Genomic DNA, 14,420 nt, shown 5'->3' with positions numbered 1-14,420 from the left:
ACATATGATGGACACGTGTCTGGACAGTACTACGACACGACTGGGCCCGGCAAGCGATCCTCGATCGCGCCCGGTCCGCAAGGCGGCAGTGCCGTACCGGTTCGTCGGTAAGCAGGTGAGCGGTGGATTCGAGACAACACACCGGGACCGAACGTTTCGTGCTGCTCCGGGTGACGTGGCAGCTACTGCGCTGGAAAATCGCCGCGGCCGCAATGGTTTTCGGTCTCGCCGGAGTGCTGGTGCTCACCTGGTCGATGTACGCGGGCGGCTTCGCGACGACGGCGACCGTCACCGTCGAGGCACCGCGCAGCGGGCTGGTGCTCGACCCGGACGCCAAGGTGCGGTTTCGCGGCGCGCAGATCGGCCGGGTCGTCGGCATCGAGCACGCGGGGGACCGAGCGCGGTTGCGGCTCGAACTGGAGCCGGATCTGCTGGGGCTGGTACCCGCCGATGCGAGCGTCGATATCCGCTCCACCACGGTGTTCGGCGCGAAGTACGTCAACTTCGTGGCGCCCGCGCGCGCGTCGACGGCGTCGCTGCGCCCGGGGGCGGTGGTGCGGGCCGAGGACGTGACCGTGGAATTCAATACTGTCTTCCAGCGACTCACCGATGTGCTCGACCACATCGATCCCGCCCAGCTCAACGCCACCCTCACCGCCATCGGCACCGCGCTGCACGGACGCGGCGCGACCATGGGCGATCTGCTCGCCGACGCCGACCGATATCTGCGCGAGATCAACCCGCACCTGCCCGCGCTGCGCCGCGATGTGGCGGGCGCGGCCCAGGTCACCGAGACCTACGCCGATACGGCGCCCGACCTGCTGCGCACCCTTGGCAATGCCACCGTCACCAGCGCCACCGTCGGCGCGCACACCGCCGAGCTGGACACTCTGCTACTCGATCTCATCGGCCTCGCCGACACCACCGGCGCGGTGCTCGGGGAAAGCGAACAGCCGCTGGTGTCCGGGCTGGAACTGCTGCTGCCGACCGCGCAGTTGCTGCACGAATACAAGCCGGTGCTCAACTGTGTGGTGCGCGGCTTGGCCAAGGCCATGCCACTGGCCGAGGCCATGATCGGCGGCATCAAGCCGGGCGCGATCTTCAACGCGAGTTTCATGTACGGCGCGGAGGCGTACAAATATCCGGAGGACGCACCGAAGGTCAATGCGACCGGCGGGCCACGCTGCGACGGCATTCTCGATCGAGTGCCCGGCTCGCATGCGCCCTATGTGGTCACCGATACCGCCGAATCCGATCCGTACGCACCGTCGACGACCTTGCACTCGAACGGTCCGTCGGTGTTCCAGGTGCTGTTCGCCGGGCTGCCGGGCATGGCACCTCGGTGAGGACCGCCCCGGCGCGGTCGCCGCAACGTCACCGCGGTAGTCGGCGGCGGTGGTCGACGGCAGCCCGGTGACGGCTGGTGCCGCACAGCGCCCGGCCGGTGCGATCCATCGACCCGGATCGGTCGCCGCGAGCCGCCGCCGCGCGGTCAGGATGTGCGGATCACCCAGTCGAACGCTCGCGCCTCCGAACGTGCGCCCTGTGTGGTGCGCGAACGATTCGGCTCGCCGAGTTCGCCGAGGATGCCGTCGGTGAGCCCGACCAGCTCGGCCAGCACGGCGGGCGTGAACCAGCCCGGGCGGGTGGCGAAGAGCAGGTCCTCGGTGGCGGTATTGCCGCTGGCACCAGGGGCGAACGGGCAGCCGCCGAGCCCGCCGAGCGAGCCGTCCACCATGGCGGCGCCCGCGCCGATCGCGGCCAGAGAGTTCGCCACGCCCATGCCCCAGGTGTCGTGGCCGTGGAAGACGATGCGCCGCTGCGGTGTCCGCTCGCGCACCGCGCTCACCAGGGCCGAGACCTCGGCGGGATAGGCCTGTCCGAGCGTGTCGGCGAGCACGATGTCATCGGAGCCCTCGGTGCGCGGATCGGATGCGATGGCCAGCACCCGCGCCGGATCGACCCGGCCGTCGAACGGACAGGTGAACGCGGTGGCCAGGCACAACTGAATCGAGCCGCCCGCTTCCCGGGCGATGCGCACGGCGTCGGGCATGGCGGCGACGCTGGCCTCGGTATCGCGACCGATATTGGCGCGGTTGTGCGCGTCCGACACCGAGAAGCAGTACTGGAAATTGCGCACGCCCGCCGCGGCGGCCTTCTCCACGTGGCGCGGCGTCGCTACCCACAGCCAGCAGTGCTCGAGTTCCTCGGGCGTCAGAGCCGCGACCAGTTCCATGCTGTTGGCCATCGGCGGCACCAGATCCGGGCGCGCCAGCGAACCGATCTCCAGCGCGGGCACGCCGAGCGCGAGCAGCCTGCGCACGATCTCGACCTTGTGCTCCACCGGCAACGGCTTACCGGTCAATTGCAGACCATCGCGCAGGGTGACATCGCGCAGCAGCGGAGCGGCGGTCACAGCCATCGCGGGGCCCGCTTGTCCTGGGCTTGCGGCGGAACGCACATCACACCGCCGCACGGTTTCTCGTTCATGCCCGCCGGATTGGGGTGCACGGTCGGGCGGCGATGTTCGGGGGCCTTCAGCTCCCAGCGGCCGCGGGCCGGTGGACGGCGCGGGGTACGACGGCGCCTCACGAGGCCGCCTCCTGCTCCCGCGCGCCGGTGAGGGCGTCGACCTCGGCCTCGGTCATGCCGAGCAGCTCGGTCAGCACCTGGCCGGTGTGCTCGCCGAGATCCGGGCCCACCGAACGGATCGGCAGCGACCGGTCACCGATCACCGGGACGATGCCGGTGAAGCCCACCTGTTTGGGTTCGGGTTCGCCGACGTCGACCGGGAAGTGCTGGATCATATTGCGCGCGGCGTACTGCTCGTCGGCGACGATATCGGCGGCGGTGTAGATCGGCCCGCACGGGATCGCGGCCTCTTCCAGGACGCGCAGCGCCTCCGCGCGGGTATGCCGGATCGTCCATTCGCCGATGGCGGCGTCGAGGCGGTCGCGGTGCCGCCAGCGGCCGGCGTTGTCCTGTAGTTCCGGGTCGGCGGCGAGGTCGGGGCGTTCGATCACCTTCATGTAGCGCTGGAAGATGGCGTCGCCGTTACCGCCGATGATGATGCTGGTGCCGTCGGAGCACGGGTAGGCGTTGCTCGGTGCGATGCCTTCCATCCGGCCGCCCACCCGCTCGCGGTTGATGCCGTAGGCCAGATAGTCCGGGACCAGCGATTCCATCACCGACAAGATGGCCTCGTTGAGCGCCACATCGATCACCCGCTGCGCCAGCGGCACCGCCGTGCTGCTGCGCTCGCGCTGGAACAATGCCATCACCGTGCCGAACGCGGCGTAGATCCCGGCGATGGAATCGCCGATGGACACACCGACCCGCACCGGCGGGCGGTCCGGGTCGCCGACCAGCTCACGCAGTCCGCCCACTGCCTCGGCCACCGCGGCGAACCCTGGGCGGGCGGCCAGCGGCCCGGTCTGGCCGTAGGCGGAGATGCGTGTGATCACCAGATTCGGGTTGGCGGCCTCGAGCACCTCGGGTCCGAGACCCCATTTCTCCAGCATGCCGGGCCGGAAGTTCTCCAGCAGCACATCGCAGTGGCGCACCAGGTCGAGCACCACCGCGCGCCCGGCCTCGGTGCGCAGATCCAGCGTGATCGACTTCTTATTGCGGTTGATGGTGCGATAGAGCATCGAGGTGTCGCCGCCGTATAGGCGCCAATTGCGCAGCTCGTCGCCGGTGCCGGGACGTTCGACCTTGATCACCTCGGCGCCGAAATCGCCGAGGATACGTCCGGCGGTCGGTGCGGCCACATAATTGCCGAGTTCCAGGACGCGCACACCGTCCAGGGGCCTGATGCTCATGGCCAACAGTGTGGACCATGGGCGTGCTCGCCCGGCGGTCGCCTCCGCCGGGCGGGTCGTGTCGGGCGGTATCCGGTCCCACCCGCCCGGGGTTGTGCGTGGTGACCTTGCGCCGTCGCCGCCGGGCCCTGGCCGGTCAGGCGGCGTGGGCCCGTGGGACGTCGATGATCGAGTAATGCTCGGCATTACCGGTGCGGACGGTGCTGAGGGCGCCGTCCACGCCGACCGGGATATCGCCGGCCAGGGTGATCCGGGTGAGCTTGCGCGGCTGATCGTCGTAATCGTCGACGGCATAGTGCTGGGTGGCGCGGTTGTCCCAGATCGCGACGTCACCGTCGGACCAGTTCCAGCGCACGGTGTGCTCGAGCTTGGTGACCCGATCCTGGAACAACCGGAACAACGCCTGCGATTCGGTCGCCGAGAGGCCGACGAAATTCTTGACGAAATGGCCGAGCAGCAGCGCCCGCTCGCCGGTCTCCGGATGCACCCGCACCACCGGATGCTCGGTCTCGTACAGCGTCGACTCGAACTCGGCCCGGTACTCGCGCTGATGATCGGTGGGTTCGGTGCCGGTGCGTGTGGCGTAGTCGTAGGCATTGGTGTGCACCGCGCGCAGATTCTCCGCCAGCAGTTTGAGCGGGTCGGGCAGCGAATCGTAGGCGGCGACGGTCGAGGCCCAGGTGGTGGAGCCGCCGTAGGAGGGCAGCCGCACCGCGCGCAGGATCGACGCCTTCGGAACGCGGTCGACGAAGGTGACGTCGGTATGCCAGCTGTTGGCGCGGCCGCGTTCGGAATCGATGGCAAGCGATTTCACTCCCGCCGAGGTGACGGTCGGATGCGGAGTGGTCGGGCTGCCGAGCAGTTGCGCGAACGCGTACTGGCCGTCCTCGTCGAGGTGCTGCTGGCCGCGGAAGAAGATCACCTTGTGTTCCAGCAGCGCGCGGTGGATCGTGGCGACGGTCGTGGCATCCAGATCTGCGCCGAGCCGGACACCGTCGATCCGGGCACCGATGCGGGAACCGAGCTTGACCACCGAGACGGTGGCGGCGGACGTGGCGTTGTCGACGGTCATGAGGCACCTTCGCGGGAGAGCGGATGTTGATACCGCGAGCACACCACCGCCCCGCCCGCATCGACAGGTTTACGGTCGGCCTGATCCCAACGCAGGCGCTCAGCCGACGTGTTCGCGCAGATACGCCATATCGTCGGCGACGCCCTCGGCCGGAGTCTCCAGGATCACCGGTGCGTCGGCGGTGCGGCAGACCTCGGCCAGCAGCTGCGGGTCGATGGTGCCGTCGGCGAAATTGGCGTGCCGGTCGGCGCCGGAATTGAACTCGTCGCGGGAGGAATTCAGGTGCACCAGATCGATGCGCCCGGTGATCGCCCGGATCCGCTCGACCACGCCGACCAGGTCTTCACCACCGGCCCAGGCGTGGCAGGTGTCGAGGCAGAAGCCCGCACCGAACTCGCCGACCGCGTCCCACAGCCGGGCGATCGAATCGAAATGCCGCGCCATGGCATGGTTTCCGCCCGCGGTGTTCTCGATCAGGATCGGTACCGCGAAGCCGCCCTTGTCCTGCTGACGTTCGAACAACTTGCGCCAGTTGACGATCCCCGCCTCGATCTCCTCATCGGAGCGGACGTGCCCGCCGTGCACCACCAGGCCGAACGCGCCGATATCGGCCGCGGCCTTCGCCTGCTGGGCGACGGCATTGCGCGACGGCATACGCAGCCGATTGTTCAGGCTGGCCACATTGATCTGATACGACGAATGCACCACCACATCGATCGGGCTGGCCAGGATCTGCTCGGCCCGTGGATGCGGCTGTGGTTTATCCCAGCTCTGCGGATCGACGACGAACAACTGGATGAGATCGGCGCCGAGTTTCTCACCCCAGCCGATCGGATCGCTGTCGAGCCGGACATGTGCTCCAATGCGCATGCAGTCACCATATCGACCGCCACCGACAGCGTCGCCGGTGTTGCGCCCTGGCGGGTCGGCGAGATACATCCGTAGGATTGGATCCGACCCGGAGAGGGGGGTGTGTACGGTGCTGGCGCCTGGCGACGAGTTCGTGGGTTACACCATCCGCAAGGTGCTCGGCCGCGGCGGTATGGGCACCGTCTATCTGGCCAAGCATCCCCGGCTACCCCGGCTGACCGCGCTGAAGCTGCTCAACCGGGAGCTCTACACCGACAACGAGATCCGGCGCCGTTTCGAACGCGAAGCCGATCTGGCCGCCCAGCTCGATCACCCGAACATCGTCACCGTCTACGACCGTGGCGCCGAGGACCGGCAGCTGTGGATCTCCATGCAGTTCGTGCCCGGCGCCGATGCCTCCATCGCCGATGTGAATGTGCTGGCGCCGGGGCGCGCGGTGCAGATCGTCGCCGAAACCGCGGCCGCACTCGATTTCGCGCACGCCAACCGGGTGCTGCACCGCGATGTGAAACCGGCGAACATCCTGCTCGCCAAAGCGCCGATCGGGCAGCCCGAGCGGGTGCTGCTCACCGATTTCGGTATCGCGGGCATGCGCGACAGCGACACCACGCTCAGCTCGGCCGACACGATCACCGCGACGCTCGCCTTCGCCGCGCCCGAACAACTCACCGGCGCCAAACTCGATCATCGCGGCGATCAATACTCGCTGGCCTGCACGCTGTACTGGCTGCTGACCGGCGATTCGCCCTATGCGGCGCCCACGCCGGCGGCCGTGATCAACGGCCACCTGACCGCTCCGGTGCCGCGGCTGAGCCGGGTCCGGCCAGGGCTGCCGCCCGCCCTCGACGATGTGCTCGCCCGCGCGCTGGCCAAGGACCCGGTCGACCGGTTCGCCAGTTGCACCGAGTTCGCCGCCGCCGCACGCCGGGCGCTGGGCAATGCCGGGGCGCCGCAGCCCTACACCGGATGGCTGCCCGCGCACGGCGCGCACCTGGCCGCACCGCACGCACCGGGCCCGCGCCACGGCCATCCCGGCCCGCCGGCCGGTTACCAGCCGCCGCCGCATGCGGCTCCGCCCTCGCGTGGTGTTGCCCTGCACCGCCACCCACAAGGCCGGGTGCCCGGTCCGCACCATCCCGGGATGCCGCCGCATTCCGCGCCGCCCCGCCACTCGGCACCGCCACCGCCTGGCCCGCCACCGAGCTCACCGACCGGCCACCCGGTGGCACCGCCCGTGCCGCCGCTGAGTTCGCCCACCGGCCGACCCGTGGCACCGCACGCGCGTGGCCCCGAGTCACGGCCGGACAACCGGTTCCCGCCCGGCCCGCCGCACCAACCCGCTCCGATGCCGTCGCACGGCCCGTATGGCGGCCCCGGTGGCGGTCAACCACCGCGCCGCGGGCAGCACCGACCGGGCGATGCGCCACCGCCGGGAACCCGGCCGGTCCCGCACTCGGCGCAGCAGAGCGGGCCGCCGCCGCAGGCGCCGCGCCGGCCACCCACCCCGGCGGTGATCGACCTGCCGGGCGCCCCGCGCCGGATCGGCAGGGCCCCGTTCGGCGGTTCACCGGCCCAGCCGCGGCAGCCCCCGCCGGAGCCGGAGTCGCAGGCCTGATCGAGCTCGCAGGGGCTGGTGACCGAAAGCCGGCTGTTCGAGGCGTGTGCCGCTGACGGCTTGTTCCGGGACGTAGGACTGCTCGACCGCAGACCGGGCCGGGACCGACGTCACCGACGACCCGGTCCGCGGGGCCGGGTGCGAGCGATCGTGGGCCGCGGATGGCGTCTTCGCCGACGTCCTGACGGGGCCTGCGCCGCGCTCGGATAGATGGCGCTGGTGGGGGCTGTCGACGAGCCGAGCCCGGTTCCCGCGACCCGGCGGCCGAGTGCCGGACTGCTGCTATGGTTTCGGTGCTTTCCGTGGTCGGGCCCAGACAGGTTCGACCATGTGTTCTTTTTGCCTGTACGCCTGTTCATCGGTGGGTCCCGGTGGGCGGCGGGAAGTGGAGCAGAAATGCTGGCCAACGGCGACGTTTTCGCCGGCTATGTCATCGACCGCGAACTGGGGCGCGGTGGCATGGGCTCGGTGTACCTCGCGAAACATCCGCGGCTGCCGCGGATGACGGCGTTGAAGCTGCTGAACCGCGAGATGTTCTTCGACAAGGAGGTGCGGGCGCGGTTCGAACGGGAGGCGGACCTGGTCGCCCGGCTCGATCACCCGAGCATCGTCACCGTCTACGACCGCGGGCTCGAAGACGAGCAGCTGTGGATCTCGATGCACTACATCGACGGCATCGACGCCGCATCGGTGGATCCGCGCAGGCTGCCGCCCGAACGCGCGGTGCAGATCATCAAAGAGACCGCCGACGCGCTCGATTACGCGCACGGCATGGGGGTGCTGCACCGCGACGTCAAACCGGCCAACATCCTGCTCGCTCGCTCCACCGGGGGCCGCGGCGAACGGGTCTACCTCACCGACTTCGGCATCGCCCGCCTGCGCGACGACACCGGCCACCTCACCCAGACCGGCACCTTCACCGCCACCCTGGCCTACGCCTCGCCCGAACAGCTCACCGGCGCGACCCTGGACCACCGCTCCGACCAGTATTCGCTGGCCTGCACCCTGTTCTGGCTGTTCACCGGGCACGGCCCGTTCCAGGCCACCAACCCCGCCGCGGTCATCCAGGGCCATCTCCAGTCACCGCCCCCCGCCCTGAGTTCGGTGCGGCCCGGCCTGCCGCAGGCCTTGGACGGTGTGCTGGCCAAGGCGATGGCCAAGCGGCCCGACGATCGTTTCGCCTCCTGCTCGGAGTTCGCCGCCGCCGCACAGCACGCGCTGAGCATGCCGAGCGCGCCCGCCATGCCGATCGCGGGCCCGACCGCGCAGGGGATGCCGCTGCAGGGCGGACCACGCACCGCGATGGGGCAGACCCAGGCGCCCTATCCGACGGCCAACGCGCAGTTCACCAGCGGTGCGACGGCCCAGCCGCATGGCAGCGGCACCCATCAGCAGCCCTTCGGCAGCGGCACGCACCAGCAGCCGCACGGCAGTGGCACGCACCAGCAGCCCTTCGGCAGCGGCACGCACCAGCAGCCGCACGGCAGTGGCACGCACCAGCAGCCCTTCGGCAGCGGCACCCATCAGCAGCCGCAGCCGTTCGCGAGCAGCCCCGCGGTACCCGCGCCGCCGCCGCCGATGGCGAACCAGAATCCGTACGCGCAGCGCTCCGGATTCAACCAGTCGCCCCCGCCGATGTCACCGGTGTATTCGCCGCAGTCGCCGAAGAAGAACACCGGCCTGATCATCGGTATCTGCGTCGGGTTGGTGCTGCTGCTGGTGGTGGTCATCGGCATCATCGCCGCCGTCGCGAGCAACGATTCGAGTTCGGCGAGCGGATCGACCTCGTCCACCACGACCGCGACCAGCGTCGCCCCGGTGCCGGCGACGGCGGATTCGATCAGCAAGGAATTCCCGGCCATGGTGCCTGCCTCGAGCACCGGTGACGTCGGCTACCACAACGCCAAATGCTGGGAGACCGAACCGCAGTACGCGCCCGAACCCGAGATCGGCGAACCCGATTTCGGCAACTACGGCTGGCAGTGGCGCTGCTACGGCGGCGCCGACAACGACGATCCGTTCTACCGCTTCTACGTCTACGACAGCGCCGCCGATGTGCAGGCGGTGATCGACGGACTGCCCGCGAGCGCGACCAAGTCCTCCGATGCCAACGGCGGCCAGACCTACACCAACTACAAGATCGACTCCGACGGGCCGAAGATGATCACCGTCTTCACCGGCGAGCCCGAGCGCGCCCAGTACCTGATGTACACCGACGGCATCGTCGGCACCATCGACCAGGTGCTGACGTGGTGGAAGTCGGCGCCGTTGAGCTCCCCGAACTGAACGATTCCCCGGTCATCCCTGCGGTCTGGGTGGATTCCCCGATGGCGCGAGGGCGCGAACGCCGACAGACTGGTCACCATGACCTCGCACGCCGTTGGCATCGATCAGGCCCAGACGCAGGCTCCGGCCGTCGTCGCGGCCACCGCCGAAAACCTGACCAAGGTGTACGGGACCGGAGACACCCAGGTCACCGCGCTGGATTCGGTGTCGGCCGAATTCGTCAAGGGCGAATTCACCGCGATCATGGGACCTTCCGGCTCCGGAAAATCCACCCTGATGCATTGCCTGGCCGGGCTGGACAGCGCCAGCTCGGGCACGGTGCGCATCGGTGACACCGCCCTGAACGAGTTATCGGACAAACAGATGACGCGGCTGCGGCGCGATCGCATCGGCTTCGTCTTCCAGGCGTTCAACCTGGTCCCCACGCTGACGGCGCTGGAGAACATCACCCTGCCGCTGGACATCGCCGGGCGCGCCCCCGACCAGCAGTGGCTCGACACAGTGCTGGACCGGCTCGGACTCAGCGACCGGCTGACCCACCGGCCGAGCGAACTGTCCGGCGGGCAGCAGCAGCGGGTGGCCTGCGCGCGGGCGCTGGCGGGCAAACCGGAGATCATCTTCGGCGACGAACCGACGGGCAATCTGGATTCGCGCTCCTCCGGTGAGGTGCTCTCGATTCTGCGCACCGCCGTCGACGAATTCGGGCAGACGGTCGTCGTCGTCACCCACGACCCGCACGCCGCCTCCTTCGCCGACCGGGTCGTCTTCCTCGCCGACGGCCGCATCGTCGACGAATTGCGCGGCCCCACCGCGGAATCGGTACTGGATCGGATGAAGGCACTGGAGACCAAGTGATGGCGGGCAACCCGATGCGCAAGGTCGCCTTGCGCAATCTCGCCGCGCACAAGGTGCGGCTCGCGCTCACGCTGTTGTCGGTGGTGCTGGGAACCGCCTTCATCGCGGGCTCATTCGTCTTCACCGACACCTTGCAGCGCACCTTCGACGGCATCTTCGCCGATGAGGCCAAGGGTGTGGCGGTACGGGTCAGTCCCGAGGAACGGCAGTCGCTCGGCGTGCCCGACAGCGTGGTCGACGAGATCGCCGGTATGGACGGTGTGGGTGCGGTCGCACCCGGCGTGAACGGCACGCTGGTGTTGCTCACCCCGGACGGCACCAAGGCCGTGCAGACCGGCGGCGCACCGACCGTCGGCCAGGCCTATCTTCCGCCGGAACGCGCCGTCGCCGAACCCGAGGAGTTCACTGCGGGGGCACCGCCGGCCCGGGCGGGGGAGATCGCGCTCAACAGCGGCGGCGCCGAACGCGCCGGCCTCTCGGTGGGCGATCGGACCAAGGTGCTGATCCCTTCGCAGGGCACCATCGAGGTCACGCTCACCGGCATCTACGATCTCGCCACCGAAACCGGCGGCTTCATCGGTGTGTTGTTCGACGAGCAGCAGGCCAGGCAGTTGTTCACCGACGGCAAGCACGTCGCCTACGTGGACGTCGCCGCTCGCGGCATCTCCGGCGAGGATCTGCGTGACCGCATCGACGAGGCGCTGCCCGATTACAAGGTGCAGACCGGTGATCAGGTCCGCGCCGAGCTGAAGGCCGAGATCTCCGACGCCCTCAACTTCATCAACTATTTTCTGCTCGCGTTCGGCGCGATCGCCCTGATCGTCGGCACGTTCATCATCTACAACACCTTCTCCATGATCGTCGCGCAACGGCTGCGGGAGCTCGCGCTGCTGCGAGCCGTCGGCGCCAGCAGCCGCCAGGTCGGCAGCTCGGTGGTGGTGGAGGCCGTGGTGATCGGCGTCATCGGCAGTGCGATCGGTCTGCTCGCGGGCGTCGGGCTGGCGTTCGGGCTGTCGGCGGTGCTCAACGCGTTCGATCTCGGCCTGCCGACCGGTTCGATGACGGTGCTGCCGCGCACGATCCTGGTCGGGCTGCTGGTCGGGTTGCTGGTCACGGTGACGAGCGCCTACGCGCCGGCCCGGCGGGCCGCGAAGATTCCGCCGGTGCAGGCCATGCGGGAGGAATTCGCCTCGGCCGGTGAGTCGCTGCGGGTGCGCACCTGGATCGGGCTGGCGCTCGCGGTCGTCGGCGTGGTGCTCGTGGTGGTCGGCGCGCAGTCGACCGGCGGAACGGCAGCGGCGACCGTCGGTGTCGGTGCGCTGGCGCTGATCTTCGCGGTACTGCTGGCGTCGCCCGCCCTGTCCCGGCCGGTGGTGGGCGGACTCGGGCTGCTGCTGCGTCCGTTCGGGCCGATCGGTGCGATGGCGCGCAACAACGCCGTGCGCAACCCCCGCCGGACCGCCGCGACGGCCTTCGCGCTCACCCTCGGGTTGATGTTGGTCTCGGCCATCGGCATGCTCGGCGCCTCCGCGAAGGCCAGCGTCGGCGTGCTGGTGGACAAGGGCGTGGCCGCCGACTACGTGCTGGCCGGGCCGCAGATGGGCGGGCCGCAGTCGGTCGGTGTTCCCGCACCGGCGGTGGCGGCCGCCCGCGAGGTCCCCGGGGTGGCCGAAGTGGTGGCGATCCGGGGTGTCAGCGTGAAGATCGACGATGACGAGGAATTCGGCACCTCGCCCGATGGGCCACTGGATCGGGTGCTGAACTACGACGTCCTCAGCGGTACCGGCACTCTCGGTGAGCGCGACATCCTGATCGCCGAAGACGAAGCGGCCGAACACGATCTGCGCGCGGGCCAGCAGATCACGCTCACCAGCATGGACAAGAAGCAGATACCCGTCACCGTCGCGGGCGTCTACCGGAAGTCGCCGTTGATGGGTCCGCTGGTCGTGCCCTCGGCCGTATTCGACCAGGTGATGCCGCCGAACCTGCGCATCAACGTGCTGGCCCTCGTCGCGGCCGAGCCGGGAGCCGACCTCGCCGCCATGCGCACCGCGCTGGAACAGGCCACCGTGCAATCGGTGGCAGGCAACCACACGCCGGGGACCGGTGCGGATCAGCCGACGGAGGCCTCGCTGGTCCAGGTGCAGGACCGCGAGGAGTTCAAGGGCGCACAGGGCAGGCAGATCAACACCATGCTCGCCATCCTGTACGGCCTGCTGGCTCTGGCGGTGGTGATCGCGATCCTCGGCATCGTCAACACCCTGGCGCTGTCGGTGGTGGAGCGCCGCCGCGAGATCGGCATGCTGCGCGCCGTCGGCACCCAGCGCGCCCAGGTCCGCCGAACCATCTACCTGGAATCCATGCTCATCGCGGTTTTCGGCGCCATCGTCGGCGCGATCCTCGGGCTCGGCCTCGGCGTCGGATTCCTGCGCACCCTCCGCGATCTCGGGTTGGACCAGATCGCGGTCCCGTGGGGGCAGCTGGTACTGATGCTGATCGGTTCAGCGGTGGTCGGTGTACTCGCCGCGCTGTGGCCAGCGGTGCGCGCGGCGCGGACGCCACCGCTGGCGGCTATCGCGGATCTGTAGGGAGGTTGCGGGCCGATCGTATTCGTCTGCCCCGCAACCTCATTCGGTGCACGGCCGCGGTGGGCCTCAGCCGTGGAAGCGGGCGGCCCAGTGCGGGTCGATGTAATAGTCCGGACCGACAGGCGGGCGCGGCCCGAACTCCATGGTGAAATCCTGCGCGAGTGCCCAGACCGGACCGGCGATTTCGCACGCGCCGGCCCAGTCCTCGGGAATTGCTTGGTAGCCGTAGCGGGCACCGAGAAGATTGCCGCACATGGCGCCCGTGGCATCGCTGTCGCCGGAGTGGTTGACCGCGGCGCGCAGTCCCCGTTCGACGATCTGCTGCGGTGTGCCGCCCACCGATTCCGCGGTGAGGGCGGCATAGACGGCCATGGCGAGAGCCTCCGGCGCGGTCCACCCCGCACCCAGCGATTCGATCTGTTCGGGGCTCGGCGGGCCGCTCGCTGCCGACCGGACCGCAGCCGCCAGAGCCGTGGACACCTCGCGGTGATGGTTGTGCCGGCCCAGTTCTGTGCGGGCCAGGTCGACGGCGGAGGGCAGGTCGTTGCCGGTCCAGAGTCCGGAGATGATCGCAGCGAACGTGCCGGCGGCCAGCCATCCGCTCGGGTGACCGTGGGTGAGCGCGGCTGCCTCGCAGGCCAGGTCGAAGGAGCGGGCGGGGTGGGGGAGGAATCCGCAGGCAGCCACCCGAACCGCACCGGCCGAGCCCTTGGAGTCGTTGATCGGTGTGCTGGTGGTGCCCAATGGGCTACGCGACTGCTGCCGTTCGGCCGCGCGGAGCAGAGCGGTGAGCACGGTCCGCGATGCTCCGCGACGCTCGGCGACGGCAGGTAGCTCGAGCAAGCCGCTGCGCAGCGGGTATTGCTCGGCCGGAACCGAATCCAGCTGAGTGCGCAGCCACTCCACACACATCGCCTGCAACATGCCAACCGTCGGCGCGCCGGTTCCGCGGTCGCGCGCGCGGACGCTGCTGCGGATCATTGCCTCGACCATCAACAAGGCGAGCTGGCTCTCCTCGGACGTTCGGCCGGTGAATTCGGTGGGTTGATTGCTGTACTCGGCCACCTTTCCGCGGTACCCGTCGCGCCCGTATCGGTCCCGGATCTCGGCGAGCGTCAGCTCTTCCACGGCCGCGCCGAGCGCGTCCCCCACGGCCCCTCCGAGCAGACACCCGTGCGCGATCGGAAACGTGGTGGGCGGGATCTCCGACAGCCGCGGATACGACACCGGGAAGCTCGGCTCTGCGACAGCGAACATGTCAGGTGAGGGCATACCCGGCAGCGGTGGCTCGCCGGAGAAGACGAAAGGTTCCG

The 14,420-nt window shown here is 69.5% G+C and carries 11 protein-coding genes; 5 read left to right on the top strand and 6 right to left on the bottom strand.

From position 1 onward, the window contains the following. Positions 1-185 precede the first annotated feature (185 nt). Positions 186-1,346 (top strand): MCE family protein, encoded by a 1,161-nt coding sequence (locus AC4HOU_RS17130; protein WP_267469111.1) that lies wholly within the window; start codon positions 186-188, stop codon positions 1,344-1,346. 146 nt (positions 1,347-1,492) lie between these two features. On the opposite strand, the gene AC4HOU_RS17125 is transcribed toward AC4HOU_RS17130, so the two are convergent. The 5 genes from AC4HOU_RS17125 to AC4HOU_RS17105 form a co-directional block, all read right to left on the bottom strand. Further along, entirely contained in the window at positions 1,493-2,422 is a 930-nt protein-coding gene (locus AC4HOU_RS17125; protein WP_194989936.1) for a hydroxymethylglutaryl-CoA lyase-like TIM-barrel protein, read from the bottom strand. Further along, complete coding sequence (locus AC4HOU_RS17120; RefSeq protein WP_163809386.1) at positions 2,413-2,592, bottom strand: hypothetical protein; 180 nt, start codon at positions 2,590-2,592, stop codon at positions 2,413-2,415. The genes AC4HOU_RS17125 and AC4HOU_RS17120 overlap by 10 nt, the downstream gene beginning before the upstream one ends. After that, positions 2,589-3,821, bottom strand: a complete 1,233-nt coding sequence (locus tag AC4HOU_RS17115) for a CaiB/BaiF CoA transferase family protein (protein WP_194989937.1) — start codon at positions 3,819-3,821, stop codon at positions 2,589-2,591. Before AC4HOU_RS17115 ends, AC4HOU_RS17120 begins: the two co-directional genes overlap by 4 nt. Before the next feature lie 136 nt (positions 3,822-3,957). Next, entirely contained in the window at positions 3,958-4,893 is a 936-nt protein-coding gene (locus tag AC4HOU_RS17110) for a TauD/TfdA dioxygenase family protein (RefSeq protein WP_163809390.1), read from the bottom strand. Between the two features lie 99 nt (positions 4,894-4,992). Further along, entirely contained in the window at positions 4,993-5,763 is a 771-nt protein-coding gene (locus AC4HOU_RS17105) for a deoxyribonuclease IV (protein ID WP_036539336.1), read from the bottom strand. 109 nt (positions 5,764-5,872) lie between these two features. Between AC4HOU_RS17105 and AC4HOU_RS17100 the strand changes: the two genes are divergently transcribed. The 4 genes from AC4HOU_RS17100 to AC4HOU_RS17085 all read left to right on the top strand — a co-directional run bounded on the left by AC4HOU_RS17100 (position 5,873) and on the right by AC4HOU_RS17085 (position 13,107). Further along, on the top strand, positions 5,873-7,378 hold the full coding sequence (locus AC4HOU_RS17100) for a serine/threonine-protein kinase (protein WP_194989938.1): 1,506 nt from the start codon (positions 5,873-5,875) through the stop codon (positions 7,376-7,378). A 396-nt stretch (positions 7,379-7,774) separates the two neighbouring features. Beyond that, positions 7,775-9,664, top strand: a complete 1,890-nt coding sequence (locus AC4HOU_RS17095) for a serine/threonine-protein kinase (RefSeq protein WP_490724750.1) — start codon at positions 7,775-7,777, stop codon at positions 9,662-9,664. A gap of 78 nt (positions 9,665-9,742) precedes the next feature. Further along, positions 9,743-10,519, top strand: a complete 777-nt coding sequence (locus AC4HOU_RS17090) for an ABC transporter ATP-binding protein (RefSeq protein WP_194989940.1) — start codon at positions 9,743-9,745, stop codon at positions 10,517-10,519. After that, positions 10,519-13,107 (top strand): ABC transporter permease, encoded by a 2,589-nt coding sequence (locus AC4HOU_RS17085; protein WP_194989941.1) that lies wholly within the window; start codon positions 10,519-10,521, stop codon positions 13,105-13,107. Before AC4HOU_RS17090 ends, AC4HOU_RS17085 begins: the two co-directional genes overlap by 1 nt. 66 nt (positions 13,108-13,173) lie before the next feature. Here AC4HOU_RS17085 and AC4HOU_RS17080 read toward each other — a convergent pair whose 3' ends face one another. Beyond that, positions 13,174-14,364: an ADP-ribosylglycohydrolase family protein gene (locus tag AC4HOU_RS17080; RefSeq protein ID WP_194989947.1), complete on the bottom strand. Its 1,191-nt coding sequence runs from the start codon at positions 14,362-14,364 to the stop codon at positions 13,174-13,176. Between the last annotated feature and the right edge of the window lie 56 nt (positions 14,365-14,420).

It is taken from the genome of Nocardia sp. JCM 38205 (assembly GCF_058222935.1).
The sequence above is the reverse complement of the archived record's forward strand: the minus strand, read 5'-3'. Positions and strand labels throughout refer to the sequence as shown.